Raw genomic sequence first — 19,746 nt, 5'->3', positions numbered from 1 at the left:
CAGATGAATATTCTTCACACGCAGACACTTTTTAACTGGGGTGGCGAGCAAAATAAGACGCTAAACGAGATGCGTTTTATGCGCGAGATGGGTCATAATGTCATACTTTTTTGCAACCCAAATTCTCAGATAGAAAGCATTGCAAAAAAAGAAGGCTTTAGTGTTATAGCACAAGAGATGAATAAGAAAAATTTTCATAAAAGCGTACCAGCACTTTGCGAAACGATAAGCTCAAACAAGATAGATATCGTAATCACACATGGCTCGACTGATAGCTGGGTTGGAGCAATTGCTGGACTATTTTACAGAAGCAAAGGCGTTAAATTTTACAAGGAAAGGCATAATCTTTTTCCTATAAAAGGCTTTCTTTCAAAACTCATGCACAAAAAGCTATTTGATAAAATTTTATACATCTCAGATAGTGTCAAAGAGTACCTGTTAAGCATCGGAGTTAGCAAAGATAAGCTCTTTTTTATGCCAAGCACGGTTGATGTGGAGGCGATATATGCTACAAAAAGTACATTTAGAGATGAGTTTAATATATCTCAAGATGAGCTAGTCATCGGTACTTTCACCTCTCTTTACCGCAAAAAAGGAGTCTTTGACTTTGCAAGTGCCGCAAAAGAGATTTTAAAAGAGAAGGACGCCACAATAGTTTTTGCAGGAAATATCAGTGAAAGCACAAAAAATGAGATTGCCTCGATTTTTAGCAAAAAAGATAAGATTATATTTACTGGTTTTAGAAAAGACGCGGCAAATATCATAAAAGGCTTTGATATCTACGTATTTGCCTCGCACTCTGAGGGGCTTGGTACGGTATTGCTTGAGGCGATGAGCTCAAAAGTACCAGTCGTAGTCTATGATAACGCCCCGATGAACGTACTAGTTAAAGACAAAGAGCGTGGGCTTTGTGCTAAAAATTTAGATGAGGTTTCACTAAAAGAGTGTATTTTAGGGCTGATAGATGAGCCTGAAAAAGCTAAAATTTACTCACAAAATGCCTTTAAATTTGTGAATGAAAACTTTAGCCACAAGGCGCTAAAAGAGGCTATTAAAAATTTACTGGAGCAAAAATGAACTACCCAGTTTGCGTGCTAACGATGCACCACTGTAATAACAATGAAAATGACTTTGCCATTAAGCCAGAGCTATTTAAAAAAGCACTTCTTATGGCGCTAGATGAGGGCTATAAATTTATAAATTATGCTCAGTTTAAAGATATAGCTAGTGGCAGAGTAAAAGCCTCAAGAAAGAGCATTTTACTAACTTTTGATGACGGATATTTTGATAATTATAAATTTGCATTTCCTATCCTAAAAGAGCTAAATATTCCAGCTGTTTGCTTTTTGATAACAGATAAGATCAAAGATTTTAAAAGGCAAGACTACAACTTTGTATTTAAAAAACATAAAGAAATAGACTACGAAAAAGATGCGGAGTATTTTTTAAATTTAGACGAGATCAGGCAGATGCAAGAGAGCGGGCTTTTTGAGTTTGATAGCCATACAGCGAGCCACTTTTCTTGTAAATGCAATGATGAAGAAAAATTAAGAGAGGAATTTTCTAGCTCGCTAGCTAAGATAAAAGAGCTATTTCCCGAAAAACAAGAATTTGGCTTTTGCTTTCCAAAAGGGCATTTTAATGAGCTTTCGCAAAAGATAGTTAAAGAGTATTATGACTTTGCTTTTAGTGTGATAGATGGCGGATTTTGCGCAGGAGATGATAAATTTAAGATAAGACGCATCGATATATCAAACAATGCAAAGAGCGAAAAAGACTACATTTTTAGGATCAAAAAGAAGCTTTTTATCTATTCTACGCCGGTACTAGGAAATTTATATTCAAATTTTAGAAATAGAGGCTATAAATAATGCTTGAAGCATTAAACGAGGCTTGTAAAGAAATCTTAAAAGATAAAAAACAAGTCTTAATCGCTCTTACTGGGCTTCACGGCAGTGGCAAAAGCACACTTGCAAAGCAAATTAGAAAAAATGGATTTAAAAACTTTAAACCTTACCAAATCGCCGTAATCGATGATGATGTAATGAGTCTAAATTTATTTATAGCTCGTCCAAAGATAAAAATCAAAAGCGATCATCAAGATGAGCTAAAGCCATTCTTTAAATTTATCACGCCGTTTGTAAAAGTCGTAATATACGTAAGCGCAAATCCACTTTTACGTATAAGTAAATGCGATATACTTTGTATTTTAAACGCTGATGAAGAAGCTCGAATCGCTGGAATTTATAAAAGAAATTCTAGTAACGATTTAATCAACACACAAAAGCATATAAACAAAAAAGAGCTTGATCTAGCAGACCTTACATATAAAGTCAAGTTAGAATTTGACTTAAAAGTTGGAGCAAAAAATGAATAATCCTATCTATATAATATCATTAAAAAGAGATGAAGAGCGAAGGCAAAATTTACAAAGACAATTTAACAGATATGATGAATTTAAAATAATAGATGCAGTTGATGCTAAAAATTTTAGCATCAATGAGTATTACAGCGCCATGATAGATTGCCTACTAAAATCATGCGATGAAAAGTATAAATTTAAAATACCACCATTAGTAGCAACTCCGGGTGAGCTAGCCTGCACAATGTCACATATAAAAGCCTATGAGGATTTTTTACAAGGCGACGCGGAATTTACTTTAATATTAGAGGATGATGTTATTGGAAATGACGAATTAATAAATGAGGCCTTTTTGCTATGCAAAGATATAAGTAGTGATAGCATTTTGATATGCGGTGTGCAAGATGGATTAAATAGTAGATTTCGTGCTTTTGGCAAAAAAATAAAAGAAAATTTATATCTTATCTCACCATACTCATACGCTAGTATATATAGAACGGCTGCTTACATTCTAACAAGAAAGAGTGCAAAAGCTCTGCTTGATTTTTACAAAGATGGCCTTTACGGAGCCGATAAATGGGAAGCGATCCTAAAAAACACTGATCTAAAAATGTACTTTAGCAACATCTTTTCTCATCCAGAGGAGCTAAATAGCTCTAGCTTAGAAATCCAAAGAAAGCAAAAAGATAGGATAAGTTCTCTTTTTAAAAGATGTAATAAAAATTTCTCATACAAAATTTCAAGATTTTATGAAAAACATATAGCTAAAAATGAGAGAATTTTTACAAAGTAAAATTTCTCTTAAGATTTTAGTGTTGAATATAGTGAGCCTAAAAGGTCATTTTGATAGATAAATAGTGTCTTTTTTAGCCAGCTTGCATCTTTTTTTACAGCTATGCGCCTTATGTCATCAAGCACACCATCAGGTTTATTTATCCCACGCTTTGTTGTAAAAAAAACCTCATAGCCAACGCTTTTTGCCACATTTTTTAGCTCATCATTAAATTTACCTCTTGGCCAGCAAAGTAGCTTGTCATCAAAGCCAAAATTTTTATACATAAATTCTTTACATTTTGTAAAATTTTCTTTCATTTCACAAATACCAAAATAATCATCGAAATGCGTGTAAGTATGCGAGTGAAAGTCGAAGCACTCTTTCATCTTTGCTATTTCCTCGTAGTTTAAAAAGACATCTTCAGGTCTAGTTGGTGCAGCATTTTTGTATTCGTTATGATCTAACTCTATAAACTCGCCACTTTTTCTACTCGCCTGCTCTATCCAGCCAGCAACTAGAAAAATAGTCGCTTTAAGATTAAATTCCTTGATAATAGGATATGCGTAGAAAAAATTATCCTTCCAGCCATCATCAAATGTGATAAAGACACTCTTTTTAGGCACACTAAGCTCACCTTTTTTATATGCTACAAACTCAGCCGAACTTAGCGATTTGTAGCCATTTTGAGCCAAAAATTTCATCTGATCTCTAAACTCATCTACGCTACTTGCAATAAACCCACTTTTTTTAAGCACATGATGATACATTAAAACTGTTACACTCATTTTGCAAGTTCCATATATAAATTTTGAGTGTTTTCTATCATTTTTTCGATACTAAAAACCTCTTTTACATACTCTCTGCCAAACTCACCCATCTGTTTTCTTAAATTTTCATCCAAAATGAGCCTTTCTAGTACCTTTTTTAGCCCCTCTTTATCACCATTTTGAAATAAAAATCCACTCTTTCTATCACTCACAGCCTCACCAAGTCCGCCCACGTCGCTTCCGATGGTAGCTAGCTTACACGAAGACGCCTCAAGCAGCGCCCCGCCGATCGCCTCCATATCAGAAGGCAGCACACAGATATCAAGCGAGCCTAAAAAGTCGCTCACATCGGTTCTGTTGCCAAGCATAAAGATATTTTTTTTATCTTTTATATACTCTTTTAGGTTCTCATTTTGAGGACCGTCACCTACGATAAAAAGAGCTGAATTTTCTAAATTTAGTTCACTAAATGCATCGATTAAGAGCTTATGATTTTTAGCGGCTCTTAGCACTGCAACAATACAAACGCCTACCACATTGTCACTTAGGCCAAATTCTTTTTTCATGTTTATCTTAAATTCTGGTGTGTATTTTTGCGTATCAATCCCAGTGTAAATTTTTAGTACCTTCTCTTTTTTGACGCCCCTTTTGATAAGATCAGCGCAAACTGAGTCACACACGCCTACTACTTTTGTGCTTAGATTATAAGGCAAAGGCGATGTTATAGGCAGCTGCAAATGCCTAGTGCGAACCACACTAACGCCACAAATTTTGCCCACTATAGCGCCTATTATGCCATCTTTACCTGAGTGAGTTGAGATAATTTTTATATTATTTTGCTTTACAAATTTACAAATTTTTAAAATTTCAAAGAGATTAAAAGACTTTTTGAGATTAAGCTCAACGAATTCACACTCTATTTGCTTCTCAAAGCTTTTTGAGCCAGGATTTAGCCCATAAAAAACCTTAAATTTGCTCTTATCTAGTCCATTTATCACACGCTGTGTACGGTGTTCCTGTCCGCCAAATCCAAGAGAGCTTTCAAGCTCAAGTATATTTATCATCTTCTACTCTTTAAATTCTTTCATTTTTTTATTTGACAAAAAGCCATTTATTGTATTAAAGATTTTTAAAATTTTTGATACATTTTCGTATGATTTTACATTTTTTAGCACTTTAAACAAAATTCTCTGTTTTATCTAAGTTTTGAAAAACCAGCTGAATTTATGATGCCGTCAATATCCTCATAAAAAAGATCAAGTGCCTTTACATAGCTACTATTTTTTAGATTTGGTCTCGCCGAAATAGCTGGCATATAGACGCTTTTTATCTTTCTTAGTTCAAGATCAGGCACCATTTCAAGTGCTAAATTTTTGTTTTTTAAAATTGAGATTATGTCATCATAAACAAATTTATGATCCATCACAGCTTTTAGCTTTTCAAAGCCAGCAGTGTTGTTGTCTCCTATCTTATAGCAATAAAAAGCCTTATTTAGCTTTACAAGAGTTTTTGAAGCGATAACATTCCTTACTACAGTGTGAAAATCTTCAGCTTGCGTGATCCCAACTGGAAATAAATTTTCTTTTAAAATTTTAGTCCTAATCGCCTTGTTTGCCGCATTATGCAAGACTTTGTTGTGCCTTGAGGCTAAAAGCCTTTTTAGATACTCATTTTTATCGATTGCGCCATCCTCTTTTGTCTCAAAATCCTTTAGAATGAGTTTTTTATGACTATAGACCTTACACATATCTGTTATCACTATGTCGGCATCAAATTTTTTTGCGATATCATAAACACATGAAGCATAATCCTTTTCCACATAGTCATCAGCATCTATACAGATAGCATATTTGCCACTAGCTAGCAATATACCGTCATTTCTGGCAGCACTAACACCAGCATTGCTCTTTGTTTTTAATATTATTTTATCTTTATATTCTTCTAATATTTCTAGCGTATTGTCAGTACTTCCATCATTAATAACTATAATCTCAATATCATCCATGTCTTGAGATATAAGCGAATTTAAACAATCCCTAATGTGCTCTTTTTTGTTAAAAACAGGCACTACAAAGCTTATTTTCACATCAGGCACGATACTTCCTTTTAATTTTTGTTTAATTGTATATTATTTTTAGTTCAGCAATGATAAAATGTCCACTTAAAATTTAAAGGATCTGCATGAAAAACGACATCGTGTCTAAGCTCTACAATCTTTTTTTAGTTATTGTCTTATTTACACTACCAGTAACTGAGGGCTTAAAGCAAATTTCACTTACACTTTTCGTCTTGGCTGGAATTTATATTTGTGTCAAAGAAAAAAGGCAATTTAAATTTGATCTCATAAATATCTCGCTTTTTATCTTTGTTTTGGCTACTTTTATAAGTTGCCTTGTAAATGGAGTTTCTGCATCAAGAGCGCTTGATCCGCTAAGGTGTATGCTATTTTTCTTTGTAGCCAGAAGTGTTGGCATAGAAAAAATAAATTTTAAAATTTTATTTTTTGCCTTATTTGCTGGTTTGATTGCTGCATTTATCCCTGCTTGTGTGGAAAAATTCACTTCAAATGATCCTTTAGCACTTTTTGAGCTTAAATCAATAGGACACGTAAATCATAGCGCTATTTTTATGCTGCTAGTTTTTTGTGTAGCATTAGTTTCGATAAATAGCAAAGAAATTTTTGAAAAGTACATAGGCATAAGTGTTGCCGGAATTTGCGTCCTTGGTATAATGATAGCTGGCTCAAGAGCTGCAATGTATCTTTTGCCAATCATTATTTTTACTTACTTGCTTTTTGAAATTTTAAATAAACAGATAAAAATAAAATTTTTATTAGGCTTAATAATTTTATTTAGTGTAATAGCTATTTCTTATATATACATATCAACAAATATCGCTCAAGATGAAAGATTGTATAGTCAACTAACAAAAGGGGTTACTGGATCAGAGACTAGATATCCGATCTTTGCTAGCGCATTTTATACGTGGTTAGAACACCCTTTATTTGGGATAGGTTCTGGTGAGTTTAAGATCATTGATATAACAAAATATTTTCCAGGTAATGTTGAAGTTCATGTTAGTCACGCACACAATACCTTTTTAACATTTTTAACAGAAAAGGGCATCGTTGCCTTGCTTGCATATTTGGTATTTCAACTATCACTCTTTATAAAATTCATTAAAAATTTTAGACAAAATAGCATAGTTTTTCTTGCACTTTTAATGCTTATGGCTAATAATATAATCTCACTTGCAAATACAACATTTCACCATGAAAATGCACTTTTAATGCTACTATTTTGGGCTCTAGCTTTAAGTGCGATAGATGAAAAATCGACCTTAAAAATTAGCTAATGCTCCAATACGCCTCAACCGTTTCAAATTTTACAAAGAAACGATTGAGCTAAATTTCTACCTTTTCTTCATTTCCTCAAGCTCTTGCGCTAGAAATTCTCCAGTGTAGCTACCAGTTTTTTTATAGTTTTTAGCCACCTCTTTTACACTGCCGCACGCTATCACTTTACCGCCTTTTGCGCCGCCTTCTGGCCCCATATCTACGATATAGTCGCAGTTTTTGATCACATCCATATTATGCTCGATTACAAAGACCGAATTTCCAAGATCAACTAAGTGATTTAGCACCTTTACAAGCCTATCGACATCGGCAAAATGAAGCCCCGTCGTTGGCTCATCAAGGATATAAAGCGTATTTCCAGTATCGCTTCTACTAAGCTCTTTTGCTAGCTTCACACGTTGCGCCTCACCGCCACTAAGTGTGACTGCATTTTGCCCAAGTGTGATGTAGCCAAGCCCTACGTCTTGCAGCGTGGTGAGCTTTGAAGCGATCTTTGGCACAGCCTTGAAAAACTCAACCGCCTCATCTATGCTCATATTTAGCACTTCGGCGATGTTTTTGCCTTTATATAAAATTTCCAAGGTCTGAGCGTTGTATCTAGCGCCGTTACAAACATCACAAACCACATTTATATCAGGTAAAAAGTGCATCTCGATCGTGATCTCGCCCTCGCCTTGGCACTTCTCGCAGCGCCCACCTTTGACGTTAAAGCTAAAACGCCCTATTTTATAGCCTCTAAGCTTAGCTTCTTTAGTCTGCGCAAATAAATTTCTTATCTCGTCCATCACGCCAGTATAAGTCGCTGGATTTGAGCGTGGAGTGCGGCCGATCGGGCTTTGATCGAGGTATATAACCTTGTCTAAATTCTCAAGTCCGTTTAAATTTACCCCAGCTATTTTTTTCACTTTTTTAGCTCTATTTAGCTGCTCCTGCGCCTCTGGAAGCAAGGTCTGAAGCACTAGCGAGCTCTTGCCAGATCCTGAGACACCAGTGATACCAACTAAATTTCTAAGCGGAAATTTAGCGGTTAAATTTGAGATATTGTTGATATTTACATTTGAAATTTCAAGCCACTTCTCAGCCTTTCTATTTTTTTGATAGTTGATCTTTTTCTTACTATTTATGTATTGTGCAGTCTGAGTATCTGAGCTTAAAAGCTCTTTTGCTGTGCCTGCAAAGACCACATTACCGCCAAATTTACCAGCTCCAGGGCCGATATCTACGATAAAATCAGCCTCCTCTATCGTCTTTTTATCATGCTCGACGACGATTACAGAGTTGCCTTTGGCTTGTAAATTTCTAAGCGTCTTTATGAGTTTTAGTGTATCACGCTCGTGAAGACCGATACTTGGCTCATCAAGCACATACATGACGCCACTTAGCCCACTTCCTATCTGGCTCGCGATCCTGATGCGCTGCGCCTCACCGCCACTGATCGTCCTAGCATCACGTCCGAGCGACAAGTAGCCAAGCCCCACGTCATACAAAAAGAAAAGCCTCTCGTTGATCTCTTTTAAGATAGGCTTTGCGATCGCCTTGTCGTAGTCGCTAAGATAGGCAAAATTTTTCTCATTTGAGAAAAAAGCGGTGCAGTTTTCTATGCTCATATCTAAAATTTCACCAAGTCCAAGGCCAGCGACCTTGACCGCTAGGCTTTGGGGCTTTAGCCTGTGGCCATTACAAGCATCGCAAATTTTCTCGCTCATGTACTCGTCAAAGTCCTTATAATCCTTTAAAAGCCCATGTGAAATTTTAACTACTCCATCAAATTTTCTAAGCAGTTTATTTCGCTTCCAAAAGAACTCAACATCCTTGACGTTGCCGTATAAAACGAGCCTTTTTTCATCTTCGCTAAGCTCATAATAGGGCCTTTTAATATCGATACCATTTTGCTCGCAAAAAGCAAGTAAAAATTTATAGTAATAGCTCATGTTGTAGCCGTAAAGTAGCTTGATCGCGCCGTTTTCTATCGATTTTTCCTCGTCTATGATCTTACTCATATCTAGGCTATATCTTATGCCAAGTCCGTCGCAGTGCTCGCAAGCGCCCTTTGGCGAGTTAAAGCTAAAGCTTAGCGGCTCAAGCGGCGTAAATGAAATTTTGCAGTCGAAGCAAGCCATGTGCTCGCTGTAATGTATAAAACTCTCTTTAATCCCCAACTCATCGGCATTTGCGATCTCTATCTCGACCTCGCCAAAGCTCTCATTTAGCGCTTTTTCCACGTCGCTAGCAAGGCGTTCGTGATTTTGTTCATCGATGGCAATCCTATCAACGATGACCTTTATCGTGTGCTTTTTCGTTTTTGCAAGCTCGATCTCCTCATCAAGCCTCACCACCACGCCATCTATCTGCGCTCTCACAAAGCCTTTTTGGCGTAAATTTTCGATCAGATCCGCCCATGTGCCCTTTTTCTCACGCACTAGCGGTGCATAGATGATCACCTTTGCGCCAAGTGGGAGTTTTGAAATTTCATTTATGATATCGCTCGCACTCATTTTCGAGATAGGTTTGCCACATTTATGGCAGTGCTGAACACCAACTCTTGCGTACAAAAGCCTTAGATAGTCATAAATTTCAGTGATCGTACCGACCGTTGAGCGAGGGTTTTTGGAAGTCGTCTTTTGATCGATCGCAATAGCAGGCGTTAAACCCTCGATCTTATCGACATCAGGCTTACCCACACGGTCTAAAAACTGCCTAGCGTAGCTACTAAGGCTCTCCATGTATCTTCTTTGTCCCTCAGCATAAAGCGTATCAAAGGCTAGCGTGCTCTTGCCGCTTCCGCTAAGACCGGTAAAAACCACTAATTTATTTTTAGGAATTTTGAGATTTATATTTTTTAAATTATGTTCTCTTGCGCCAGTTATTTCAATAATATCGTTCATTAAATTTATACAACCTTTTTAAAATTTTAATCTGTAAATTTAGTCTAAAAGTGATAAAAGATTTATAAAGTAGTTTTTCTAAAATTTAAGATCATAGTTAAATTTAAGGGCTTATTTATATCATTTTCAGCTTTTTTTGATATTCTACGCCAAATTTTAACCTAAGGAGAAAAAATGTCTGTAAAAATAACTGATATATGCATAAGCTGTGGTTCATGTATTGATGAATGCCCAGTTTCAGCTATCGTTGATGATAGCGACAACCCAACTGGAGCAGACACATACTATGTTTATTCAAATAAATGTGTTGAATGCGTAGGCTATAACGATGAGCCAGCCTGTGCATCTGCCTGTCCAACTGACGGTTGTATCGTATGGGATGCAGTAGTAGCAGGACAACCTTCTCGCGATCAGATCGGTGCTGATGCACGCAATGGCTCTATTCCAGTTATTCAATAAATTTATATTTATAAATTTTAGGCTCAAATTGAGCCTATTTTATTTTTAAGCTTTATTTGATATAATTGCCAACTTCATTATAAGTAACCTAAATTTTAAGGAAATTTTATGCAAAGAACACTTTCTATTATTAAGCCTGACGCTGTTAAAAAAAATGTTGTTGGAAAAATCATAGATAGATTTGAAAGCAATGGCTTAAGAGTCGCTGCTGCAAAGAAAATCAAACTTAGCAAATGCGATGCAAAAGCATTTTACGCTGTTCACAAAGATAGACCTTTCTTCAACGATCTAGTTGAATTTATGGTAAGCGGACCAGTTGTAGTTATGGTTTTAGAGGGCGAAAATGCAGTTGCTAAAAACCGCGAGCTAATGGGTGCAACTAACCCAAAAGAAGCAGCTCCTGGCACTATAAGAGCTGATTTTGCCGATAGTATTGATGCAAATGCAGTTCACGGAAGTGACAGCCTAGAAAATGCTGTGAATGAGATAAATTTCTTCTTTGCTTCAAGAGAAATTTGCTAACTTTAGGTCAAGAAAATTGATTATATCTTTTTCTAAAATAGCAAACAAAGATATAAGCTTTGAGCTAGTAGGAAATGATAATTTAGTTTTTATTGGAATTTTAAAAAGAAAAGACCCTTTTTTGGTAAAATGCCAAGGTAAAATAAAAGGGAATATAAATTATGTTTGCGATCGATGTGGTGAAGTATTTATGCTACCTATTGATCAAGATGTAGAGCTAAATTTAAGCGATGGTATCTATAAAGATAGCGAAAATGAGCTTAGCGATACGATGGAATTTTTTGATGGCAATATTGATTTAAAAGAAGTCTTTGAGAGTGAGTTAGAAGCTTTTAAGAGTGATTATTTCTATTGTGAAAAATGTAAAAATTTATAAAGGAGAGTAAAAATGGCAGTACCAAAGCGAAGAGTGAGTCATTCTCGTGCAGCAAAACGTAGAACACATTATAAAGTTACACTTCCAGTGCCTGTAAAAGACAAAGATGGTTCTTGGAAAATGCCTCACCGCATAAACAAAACTACAGGTGAATATTAAAATATGATTCGCATTGCTATCGATGCTATGGGTGGTGATTTTGGTGCAGATCCTATAATATCTGGTGTTATTGATGCACTAAAAGAGACAGAATTTAAAGCTGTATTAGTCGGCGATAGCAATGTCATCAAACCACTCATTCCACAGTCTTATTTAAAAAATATCGAATTTTTAGAAGCTAGCGAAGTTATCTCAATGGCAGATGGCGCAACTGATGCGCTTAAAAGAAAAGATAGTACGATCTACAAAGCAATTGAACTCTTAAAAAATAAGGAAGTTGATGCTGTAGTTTCTGCCGGTCATAGTGGTGCAACTATGAGTTTAGCTACCCTAAGAATTGGTAGACTAAAAAATATTTCTCGTCCAGCAATTGCAACACTTATGCCAAATTCAAAAGAATCTGCGACTTTGGTTTTAGATGTTGGTGCAAATGTTGATTGTAGAAGCGAGCATTTGTTTCAATTTGCCATAATGGGTGAAGCCTATGCAAAAGAAATTTTAGGTAGAAAAGAGCCAAAAGTTGGTCTCTTGTCAAATGGCGAAGAAGAGAGCAAAGGCAATGAAGTTAGCAAAGAAGCATTTAAATTAGTTTCTAGACTTGATAGCTTTGTTGGTAATGCAGAAGGTAATCAAATTTTTGATGGTAGTATTGATGTAATGGTTTGTGATGGTTTTATAGGAAATATTCTTTTAAAAACTAGCGAAGGCGTTGCAGATGCTATAGGTAAAATTATCAAAAAACAAATTAAAAAATCGCCTCTTGCTATAGCTGGCTCTGTACTCATGAGAAAAGTTTTTAAGACACTTAAAAAGCAGGTTAGCTATGATGAATATGGCGGTGCACCACTTCTTGGTGTAAATGGTTGTGTTATCATAAGTCACGGCAAAAGTAATTCAAAAGCTATAAAAAATGCAATTTTTCAAGCAATAAAATTTGCTAATTCAAATATAAATAAAGTTATCGAAGAAGAACTTTCGCACTTTGCAAGGTAAAATATGCCAAAAGCTTCACTGATTTCTATCGCTTCTTACATTCCAGAAAAAATTCTAACAAATTTTGACTTTGAAAAGATGGTTGAAACGAGTGATGAATGGATAGTAAAGCGAACAGGTATCGAACAAAGGCATATTGCAACTAACGAAACAACAAGTGACCTTGGTACAAAAGCTGGTGAATTAGCCATAAAACGCTCAGGACTTGATAAATCTCAAATCGATGCAATTATCTGTGCTACGATATCTCCGGATCATCTTTGTATGCCTTCTACTGCTTGCAAAATAGCTGCAAATTTGGGTTTAAACTATGGAGTTACAGCATTTGATATAAGTGCAGCTTGTACAGGTTTTATTTATCTTTTAGAACTTGCAAATTCTCTCATTATTAGCGGCGCCAAAAAGAATGTCTTAATCATCGGAGCTGAAAAATTAAGCTCTATTGTTGACTATACAGATAGAAGCACTTGTATACTATTTGGTGATGGAGCAGGCGCGGCTGTAATTAGTAGTGGCAATGAAAATGAGATCATCGATATTCATACGGCAAGCAACGGCAAGCAAGCTGAACTTTTAATAACTCCAGGATGCGGGAGTGTATTTCCAGCCAGTGAGGAAACACTAAAAAATAGACTAAATTTTATCCATATGAGTGGAAATGAAGTTTTTAAAATAGCAGTTCAAACACTTAGCAAAAGCGTAATAGAAATTCTGCATGCAAACAAAATGCAAAGCGAAGATATTGATTTTTTTATACCTCATCAAGCGAATATAAGAATAATAGATGCAGTAAAAAATAGATTAAATTTTAAAGATGAGCAATGTGTCTTGACTGTTGCTAAATATGGCAATACAAGCTCCGCTTCAATTCCAATGGCTATAAATTATGCCTATGAAGATGGACGCATCAAAAATGGTTCAGTTTTGCTTCTTGACGCATTTGGTGGCGGCTTTACATGGGGATCAGCGATACTAAAATTTGGCGGAAAAAATTTTAGCGATTTACAATAATTACAGCAAGTAATCTTCTAAATTTTTAGCAACGCTTTTACTAATTTCTTTCAAATACTCTCATCAATAATTTTTTAAAATTCAAATTTTTATCGCTTTTAACAAAATCCATTTTCTGCTTTTACCAATAACACTAAATTTACTACACAAAAATTTCTAAAATATGTTTAAACTAAATTTAATTTTGTATAGATATAATTTCGCAATCAATAAAATTTATTATTAAGGAGAACAAATGTTAGTAACAAAAAAAGCACCTGATTTTACAGCTGCAGCAGTTTTAGGAAACAATCAAATTGTAAATGATTTTAATCTTTATAAAAATATTGGCGAGAAAGGCGCGGTTGTATTTTTCTATCCAATGGATTTTACTTTTGTTTGCCCAAGCGAAATTATCGCATTTGACAAAAGATATGACGAGTTCAAGTCACGTGGTATCGAAGTTATCGCAGTTTCATGCGATAACCAATTCTCACATTTTGCATGGAAAGAGACTCCGGTAAACAAAGGCGGTATTGGTAAAGTTCGCTTCCCTATCGTAGCTGATATGACAAAATCAATCGCTCGCGGATTTGACGTACTTCTAGAAGATGCTGGTGTAGCGCTTCGCGGTAGTTTCTTGCTTGATAAAGACGGCACTGTTCGCCACGCAGTTATAAACGATCTTCCACTTGGCAGAAATATCGATGAGATGATAAGAATGGTTGATACTATGCTATTTACAAATGAGCACGGCGAAGTTTGCCCAGCTGGCTGGAACAAAGGTGATGCTGGTATGAAACCAAGCACTGAAGGTGTTGCCGACTACCTTTCACATAACGAAGGCAAACTATAATCAACAGAAATTTCTAGGTATCCTTTACCTAGAAATTTCTCCTCCAAATAAATTTAAATACTTTTTTAATATAACTTTTTATATCATAGCCTTGGCTTTAATCAACAACATTCCGGAGACTACATGGATTTTAAAGGCAGGCAAGAGCTTGTAATAAATTGCGAAGATAGCATACTTAAATTAAGAGATAAATTTATCGACGATGGTATCAAATTTTGTAGACAGCTAACATTTATCGTACCGCACGATCAGGTAAAAATTTGTCTTGAAAACATTTTTGATACACTGCTTATTCAAAAGCCAAATGCTATGCAACTACAAGATGATTTAAATAATCTAATACCAAAATCAAACGCAAGAGACGAATTAATAAATTTCCTACTTTTAAATTTGACTTTAAATTTTAGTCACTCTTGCGACAATAGCACCTTCGTAGGTTATTTCGTAAATGCCGTTTCAAGAATCAAAGAAATTTTATGTGGTGCCAAAGACCAGCAAGAAACAAATGTAAAAGATATGATTGAAACCGGAACATTTTTTTATGAAGATCCGATCAATACATTCACTCGCATGAAAAAAGCCAAGGTAAGGCCTGAGCTTTTAAATTTATATGATGGATTAAATATAAAATATGAGGCTGAAATTTTAGAAGTTAAGGAAGATAGTGTCGTTTTTCGCGTGGATATGATGCAAATTTTAGCCATGAAGCAAGACGGCAAAGGTTTTATTTTGCCAAATAGCTTTTTCTCAAAGCCTTTGTGTGCAGATATCATAAATTATAATATAACAGATAAAAGTGTTACTTTTTCAAATTTCTTGCTAAATACAACAATGTATGCGTACAAAAGAAAATTCCAACGTATTTTGCCAAATCGTTTTACTAAAACTATTATCAAAGGCAAACAAGACAAGATCGAAGGTAGCCTTTATGATGTTTCCGAAGGCGGCATAAGTGTATTAAGTTCACAATCTGCAAATTTTAAAGGTAACGAAGAATTAGAAGTCAATTTTGGTCTCTTGATGTCTGAAAAAATGGTAAAAAGAGTTTCTTTAAGGCTAAAATTAGTTACTGAAATAACCTATAAAGGTTACATTAGATACTGTATGAAGCTTATCGATGATGATGAAACGATAAAAGATTTTACGCAAAAGCGCATAAAAGAGACGCTTGACGAGCTTCGCTCACGTATAAATTTATACGAATAAGGCAGTTAGTGAAAACAATACAAGAAAATTTAAAACTTTTTTATATCGGACTAAAAGACAAAGAACCATTTTTTTATAAAAATAAGGATCTAACCACCCACGCAGCTATAATAGGTATGACAGGTAGCGGTAAAACAGGCCTTGGTATCACGCTTTTAGAAGAAGCCTGCATAGACAATATCCCTTCTATCATCATCGATCCAAAGGGCGACATCACAAATTTAGCCCTCACTTTTCCACAGATGAGGCCGGAGGATTTTTTACCATACATAGATGAAGCAGAAGCGGCTAATAAAGGTCAAAGCGTAGAGGAATTTGCCGCTGCTCAAGCCGAGCTTTGGAAAAACGGCATAGAGTCGAGCTTTCAAGATCTTGAGAGAGTAAAAATTCTAAAAGAGAGCGCTAGCTTTAACATCTACACACCAAAAAGCTCAGCTGGCATAGGCGTGGCACTACTTAGCGACTTTGCCTGCCCAAATATCAATGACGAAGAAATTTTTAGCAACTATATAAATTCGCTTGCAGCCTCGGTATTATCTCTTGTAGGTATAAATTCCGAGGACATGAACTCAAAAGAACAGCTGCTCACCTCAACCATATTTGATACTAAATTTAAAGAGCAAAAAGATGTCAGCATCGAAGAGCTCATAAATTTCATCGCAAATCCGCCTTTTAAAAAGATAGGCGTTTTTGATGCCGATACCTTCTATCCAAGTAGTGAGCGCCTAAAGCTTGCCATGAAGATAAACGCGCTCATCGCAAGCCCAAGCTTTAAGGGCTGGACGCAGGGCGTTAGACTAGAAATTTCAAAAATGCTATTTGACGAAAACGGCAAGGCAAAGTGCAATATCTTTACGATCTCACACCTAAATGACGCTGAGAGGATGTTTTTTGTCACCCTTTTGCTAAACGAGATCATCGCGTGGATGCGCGGCACAGAGGGCACTAGCTCACTTAGAGCGATCCTATATATGGATGAAATTTTTGGATTTTTCCCACCAAACGCAAACCCACCATCAAAAACACCTATGCTCACACTTTTAAAGCAAGCTCGTGCATTTGGTCTTGGCTGCGTCTTAAGCACGCAAAACCCAGTAGATCTTGACTACAAAGGTCTTAGCAACATCGGTACTTGGTTCATCGGCCGCCTCCAAACAGCGCAGGATAAAGCCCGCGTGATCGACGGACTAAGTGGCATCGCAGGCTCAAGCTTAGATAAAGCTTCGCTTGAAAATCTCATATCAAATTTGGCAAAAAGAAATTTCTTACTCAAAAATATAAACGAGGACGGCTTAAACGTCATCTCCACGCGCTGGGCGCTTAGCTATCTAAAAGGACCGCTCAGCCGCGAGCAAATTTCAAATTTGATGAAAGATAAAAAAGAAAATTTAAGCACTCAAAGCGTGGATAAAAGCGAGATGAAATTTAGCATAAAGCCCATAATCTCAAATGAGATCACGCAACTTTATGCTAACTCAAAAAGCCTCACGCCAAATTTATTTGCAAGTGCGAAGGTGAGAATTTATGACACCAAAAAAGGCATCGATAGCGTTTATGAAGTAAGCTATCTTTATGAACTAAACGAAAATGACAATGAGCCAAACTGGGATGAGGCTAGTGAAGGCATGCACATCGATGCAAGCTTGGATGAGCCAAGTGACACAAGCTTTGCAGCTGTGCCAAATTTCATCTTAAAAGCTAAAAATTTTGACAATATCCAAAAAGATTTTAAAGAATATCTATATAGAAATTTCAAATTTAACACCTTTGAAGCGATGGGAATTTACTCAAAAGAAAACGAGTCAAAAGAGGAGTTCTTCATAAGGCTTCAAGATAAATGCAATGAAATTTTAGAGGAGCAAACCGCAAAGCTAACGGCTAAATTTGAAAAAGAGCAAAAAAGCTTACAAGATAAGCTAAACAAGGCTCTAGCAAAGCTTGATAAAGAGCAAAAAGAGATGACCACAAGTGGGCTTGATGCTGCCATAAATATAGGCGCTAGCATACTTGGAGCGATATTTGGCAACAAGCTTTTATCTCGTCAAAATGCGGGCAAAATCGCATCAAGTGCAAGAAGCGCAAATAGAGTCTTAAAAGAGCGAAGTGATGTAAAGCTTAGCGAGCAAAGTGTAAATGATATAAATTTAGCCATTATCGAACTTGAAGAGAAATTTAAAAAAGAAAGCGACGAGTTAAAAGAAGCAAATGATATAAAAAACATCACCATAAATGAAATACAAATTTCACCAAAGAAAAGCGATATCTATGACGAGAAAGTCGTACTTTTGTGGAGATGATTTATAAAATAATTAGTATTTTTTTACTATCATTTCTCTTTAAATTTAAAAGGTAAAATATGCAAAATTTAATACTTTATGCCGTTAGTTATTTGCTTGGAAGTATTCCATCTGGTCTGATTCTTGCAAAAATTTTTGGGCATGTCGATATAAAAAATGAAGGTAGCAAGAGCATCGGTGCAACAAATGTTTTAAGAGTTTTAAAACAAAAAGATCCAAAATTAGCCAAAAAACTAGCCATTTTAACGATAGTTTGTGATGTTTTAAAGGGCGTTTTACCACTCATGGTCGCCTCTTCTCTTGGTGCAAGCCAAAGCGTGCTTTGGACTATGGCGGTTTTAAGTGTGGCAGGACATTGTTTTTCTATATTTTTAGGCTTTCAAGGTGGCAAAGGCGTGGCAACTGGAGCTGGAGTAATCGCATTTTTCTTACCAGTTGAGATCATTATTGCTCTAGCTGTTTGGTTTGTGGTCGGAAAATTTTTAAAAATTAGCTCTCTTGCTTCACTTTGTGCGTTGATAGCTCTGATTGCATCAAGCTTTATAATCCACCCGGATTTAGATGAAATTTATACACACGCTCCGATACTAATCATCGCATTTTTGGTGGTTTATAAACATATACCAAATATCGTTCGTTTAATATCCGGTAAGGAGAAAAAAGTCGTATGAAAAGCGAGATGACGACGATCATTAAAGATTATAAATTTGAAACGATCATCGGAATGCTTGATTTTGAGCGAGTCGCTAAGCAAGAGGTGCAAATGAATCTAGAAATTTGTTCAACTAGTTTTATTGATTATGTTTTAATTATTGACTTTGTTAAAAATTTTTATAATGAAAAACAGTTCCAAAGCGTTGAAGAGTCTCTTGAAGAAACCAGCAAAGCGTTAAAAGAGAAATTTAGCTCACTAACTAGCCTTAAAATGGAAATTTTAAAAACTGAAATTTTACCAAATGCAGTTGTTGGAGCAAAAATAAACACTATTTTTTAAAAATTTATTAAACTATCTTGAAATATTGCTTAATTTATGATACAATCGCCCATAAATTTTAGTTTAAGGAAGCAAAATGCGTATTTTAATAGTTGAAGATGAAGTGACGCTAAATAAGACGATTGCTGAGGGCTTGCAGGAGTTTGGCTATCAAACTGATAGCTCTGAAAATTTTAAAGATGCTGAGTACTATATAGGCATCAGAAATTACGATCTAGTTTTAACTGATTGGATGCTCCAAGATGGTGATGGCATAGATCTTATAAACATCATCAAACATAAATCTCCACGCACTTCAGTTGTAGTTCTTTCTGCAAAAGACGACAAAGAAAGCGAAATAAAAGCACTTAGAGCTGGTGCTGATGACTATATCAAAAAACCATTTGATTTTGACATCTTAGTAGCTAGACTTGAAGCTAGACTACGCTTTGGCGGCACAAATATTATAAAAATTGACGAGCTTATCATCAATCCAGATGAGGAGAAAATCACATATTTGGGTCGTGATATTGAGCTTAAGGGCAAACCTTTTGAAGTCCTAACTCATCTTGCAAGACACTCAGATCAGATCGTATCTAAAGAGCAACTGCTTGATGCTATCTGGGAAGAGCCAGAGCTTGTAACTCCAAACGTCATTGAAGTCGCTATCAACCAAATCCGCCAAAAAATGGATAAACCGCTAAATATTTCAACAATTGAAACTGTTAGAAGACGCGGATATAGATTTTGTTTTCCCAAAAAAGCCTAAGG

At 35.8% G+C, this 19,746-nt stretch carries 21 protein-coding genes; 17 read left to right on the top strand and 4 right to left on the bottom strand.

Going from position 1 to position 19,746, the window contains the following annotated elements; translation table 11 throughout:
• Positions 1-3 precede the first annotated feature (3 nt).
• The 4 genes from A3835_06740 to A3835_06725 are packed head-to-tail and all read left to right on the top strand — an operon-like array spanning position 4 to position 3,155.
• Entirely contained in the window at positions 4-1,077 is a 1,074-nt protein-coding gene (locus tag A3835_06740; protein ORI07267.1) for a glycosyl transferase family 1, read from the top strand.
• Positions 1,074-1,871: a hypothetical protein gene (locus tag A3835_06735; GenBank protein ORI07266.1), complete on the top strand. Its 798-nt coding sequence runs from the start codon at positions 1,074-1,076 to the stop codon at positions 1,869-1,871. Before A3835_06740 ends, A3835_06735 begins: the two co-directional genes overlap by 4 nt.
• Positions 1,871-2,377 carry a hypothetical protein gene (locus tag A3835_06730; protein ID ORI07265.1) on the top strand — a complete coding sequence of 169 codons (507 nt, stop codon included), beginning with the start codon at positions 1,871-1,873 and terminating at the stop codon, positions 2,375-2,377. Before A3835_06735 ends, A3835_06730 begins: the two co-directional genes overlap by 1 nt.
• Complete coding sequence (locus A3835_06725; GenBank protein ORI07264.1) at positions 2,370-3,155, top strand: glycosyltransferase; 786 nt, start codon at positions 2,370-2,372, stop codon at positions 3,153-3,155. Before A3835_06730 ends, A3835_06725 begins: the two co-directional genes overlap by 8 nt.
• 8 nt (positions 3,156-3,163) lie before the next feature.
• Here the strand turns inward: A3835_06725 and A3835_06720 are convergent, their stop codons facing one another.
• The 3 genes from A3835_06720 to A3835_06710 form a co-directional block, all read right to left on the bottom strand.
• Positions 3,164-3,922, bottom strand: a complete 759-nt coding sequence (locus A3835_06720; GenBank protein ORI07263.1) for a xylanase — start codon at positions 3,920-3,922, stop codon at positions 3,164-3,166.
• Complete coding sequence (locus A3835_06715) at positions 3,919-4,968, bottom strand: glycosyl transferase family 1 (GenBank protein ORI07262.1); 1,050 nt, start codon at positions 4,966-4,968, stop codon at positions 3,919-3,921. Before A3835_06715 ends, A3835_06720 begins: the two co-directional genes overlap by 4 nt.
• Positions 4,969-5,099: 131 nt before the next feature.
• Positions 5,100-5,999, bottom strand: a complete 900-nt coding sequence (locus A3835_06710; GenBank protein ID ORI07261.1) for a hypothetical protein — start codon at positions 5,997-5,999, stop codon at positions 5,100-5,102.
• Between the two features lie 86 nt (positions 6,000-6,085).
• Between A3835_06710 and A3835_06705 the strand changes: the two genes are divergently transcribed.
• Entirely contained in the window at positions 6,086-7,258 is a 1,173-nt protein-coding gene (locus tag A3835_06705; protein ID ORI07260.1) for an O-antigen ligase, read from the top strand.
• A 57-nt stretch (positions 7,259-7,315) separates the two neighbouring features.
• On the opposite strand, the gene A3835_06700 is transcribed toward A3835_06705, so the two are convergent.
• Positions 7,316-10,144, bottom strand: a complete 2,829-nt coding sequence (locus A3835_06700; protein ORI07259.1) for an excinuclease ABC subunit A — start codon at positions 10,142-10,144, stop codon at positions 7,316-7,318.
• Between the two features lie 174 nt (positions 10,145-10,318).
• On the opposite strand from A3835_06700, the gene A3835_06695 reads away from it, so the two are divergent.
• The 12 genes from A3835_06695 (at position 10,319) to A3835_06640 (ending at position 19,744) form a co-directional block, all read left to right on the top strand.
• Complete coding sequence (locus tag A3835_06695; GenBank protein ID ORI07258.1) at positions 10,319-10,603, top strand: ferredoxin; 285 nt, start codon at positions 10,319-10,321, stop codon at positions 10,601-10,603.
• A 108-nt stretch (positions 10,604-10,711) separates the two neighbouring features.
• Entirely contained in the window at positions 10,712-11,125 is a 414-nt protein-coding gene (locus A3835_06690) for a nucleoside-diphosphate kinase (protein ORI07257.1), read from the top strand.
• Positions 11,126-11,141: 16 nt separating this feature from the next.
• Positions 11,142-11,501 (top strand): hypothetical protein, encoded by a 360-nt coding sequence (locus A3835_06685; protein ORI07464.1) that lies wholly within the window; start codon positions 11,142-11,144, stop codon positions 11,499-11,501.
• A gap of 12 nt (positions 11,502-11,513) precedes the next feature.
• Positions 11,514-11,660, top strand: coding sequence for a 50S ribosomal protein L32 (locus tag A3835_06680; GenBank protein ID ORI07256.1), 147 nt, complete (start codon positions 11,514-11,516; stop codon positions 11,658-11,660).
• A 3-nt stretch (positions 11,661-11,663) separates the two neighbouring features.
• Positions 11,664-12,653, top strand: coding sequence for a phosphate acyltransferase (locus tag A3835_06675; protein ORI07255.1), 990 nt, complete (start codon positions 11,664-11,666; stop codon positions 12,651-12,653).
• A gap of 3 nt (positions 12,654-12,656) precedes the next feature.
• Positions 12,657-13,664: a 3-oxoacyl-ACP synthase gene (locus A3835_06670; protein ID ORI07254.1), complete on the top strand. Its 1,008-nt coding sequence runs from the start codon at positions 12,657-12,659 to the stop codon at positions 13,662-13,664.
• 235 nt (positions 13,665-13,899) lie between these two features.
• Complete coding sequence (locus A3835_06665) at positions 13,900-14,499, top strand: peroxidase (GenBank protein ORI07253.1); 600 nt, start codon at positions 13,900-13,902, stop codon at positions 14,497-14,499.
• A 123-nt stretch (positions 14,500-14,622) separates the two neighbouring features.
• Positions 14,623-15,705 (top strand): pilus assembly protein PilZ, encoded by a 1,083-nt coding sequence (locus tag A3835_06660; protein ID ORI07252.1) that lies wholly within the window; start codon positions 14,623-14,625, stop codon positions 15,703-15,705.
• Positions 15,706-15,713: 8 nt separating this feature from the next.
• Entirely contained in the window at positions 15,714-18,002 is a 2,289-nt protein-coding gene (locus tag A3835_06655) for a hypothetical protein (protein ORI07251.1), read from the top strand.
• Positions 18,003-18,061: 59 nt separating this feature from the next.
• Positions 18,062-18,673 carry a glycerol-3-phosphate acyltransferase gene (locus tag A3835_06650; GenBank protein ID ORI07250.1) on the top strand — a complete coding sequence of 204 codons (612 nt, stop codon included), beginning with the start codon at positions 18,062-18,064 and terminating at the stop codon, positions 18,671-18,673.
• Positions 18,670-18,996: a dihydroneopterin aldolase gene (locus A3835_06645; GenBank protein ORI07249.1), complete on the top strand. Its 327-nt coding sequence runs from the start codon at positions 18,670-18,672 to the stop codon at positions 18,994-18,996. Before A3835_06650 ends, A3835_06645 begins: the two co-directional genes overlap by 4 nt.
• A gap of 76 nt (positions 18,997-19,072) precedes the next feature.
• Positions 19,073-19,744 carry a DNA-binding response regulator gene (locus A3835_06640; protein ORI07248.1) on the top strand — a complete coding sequence of 224 codons (672 nt, stop codon included), beginning with the start codon at positions 19,073-19,075 and terminating at the stop codon, positions 19,742-19,744.
• Positions 19,745-19,746 lie beyond the last annotated feature (2 nt).

Origin of the sequence: Campylobacter concisus, from assembly GCA_002092835.1 — a bacterium.
GTDB lineage: Bacteria > Campylobacterota > Campylobacteria > Campylobacterales > Campylobacteraceae > Campylobacter_A > Campylobacter_A concisus_K.
The sequence above is the reverse complement of the archived record's forward strand: the minus strand, read 5'-3'. Positions and strand labels throughout refer to the sequence as shown.

What these genes read in the sequence shown, in the direction of transcription:
- A3835_06740 (ORI07267.1), top strand. Translation starts at nt 4, where the DNA reads ATGAATATTCTTCACACGCAGACACTTTTTAACTGGGGTGGCGAGCAA.
- A3835_06735 (ORI07266.1), top strand. Translation starts at nt 1,074, where the DNA reads ATGAACTACCCAGTTTGCGTGCTAACGATGCACCACTGTAATAACAAT.
- A3835_06730 (ORI07265.1), top strand. Translation starts at nt 1,871, where the DNA reads ATGCTTGAAGCATTAAACGAGGCTTGTAAAGAAATCTTAAAAGATAAA.
- A3835_06725 (ORI07264.1), top strand. Translation starts at nt 2,370, where the DNA reads ATGAATAATCCTATCTATATAATATCATTAAAAAGAGATGAAGAGCGA.
- A3835_06720 (ORI07263.1), bottom strand. Translation starts at nt 3,922, where the DNA reads ATGAGTGTAACAGTTTTAATGTATCATCATGTGCTTAAAAAAAGTGGG.
- A3835_06715 (ORI07262.1), bottom strand. Translation starts at nt 4,968, where the DNA reads ATGATAAATATACTTGAGCTTGAAAGCTCTCTTGGATTTGGCGGACAG.
- A3835_06705 (ORI07260.1), top strand. Translation starts at nt 6,086, where the DNA reads ATGAAAAACGACATCGTGTCTAAGCTCTACAATCTTTTTTTAGTTATT.
- A3835_06700 (ORI07259.1), bottom strand. Translation starts at nt 10,144, where the DNA reads ATGAACGATATTATTGAAATAACTGGCGCAAGAGAACATAATTTAAAA.
- A3835_06695 (ORI07258.1), top strand. Translation starts at nt 10,319, where the DNA reads ATGTCTGTAAAAATAACTGATATATGCATAAGCTGTGGTTCATGTATT.
- A3835_06690 (ORI07257.1), top strand. Translation starts at nt 10,712, where the DNA reads ATGCAAAGAACACTTTCTATTATTAAGCCTGACGCTGTTAAAAAAAAT.
- A3835_06680 (ORI07256.1), top strand. Translation starts at nt 11,514, where the DNA reads ATGGCAGTACCAAAGCGAAGAGTGAGTCATTCTCGTGCAGCAAAACGT.
- A3835_06675 (ORI07255.1), top strand. Translation starts at nt 11,664, where the DNA reads ATGATTCGCATTGCTATCGATGCTATGGGTGGTGATTTTGGTGCAGAT.
- A3835_06670 (ORI07254.1), top strand. Translation starts at nt 12,657, where the DNA reads ATGCCAAAAGCTTCACTGATTTCTATCGCTTCTTACATTCCAGAAAAA.
- A3835_06665 (ORI07253.1), top strand. Translation starts at nt 13,900, where the DNA reads ATGTTAGTAACAAAAAAAGCACCTGATTTTACAGCTGCAGCAGTTTTA.
- A3835_06660 (ORI07252.1), top strand. Translation starts at nt 14,623, where the DNA reads ATGGATTTTAAAGGCAGGCAAGAGCTTGTAATAAATTGCGAAGATAGC.
- A3835_06650 (ORI07250.1), top strand. Translation starts at nt 18,062, where the DNA reads ATGCAAAATTTAATACTTTATGCCGTTAGTTATTTGCTTGGAAGTATT.
- A3835_06645 (ORI07249.1), top strand. Translation starts at nt 18,670, where the DNA reads ATGAAAAGCGAGATGACGACGATCATTAAAGATTATAAATTTGAAACG.
- A3835_06640 (ORI07248.1), top strand. Translation starts at nt 19,073, where the DNA reads ATGCGTATTTTAATAGTTGAAGATGAAGTGACGCTAAATAAGACGATT.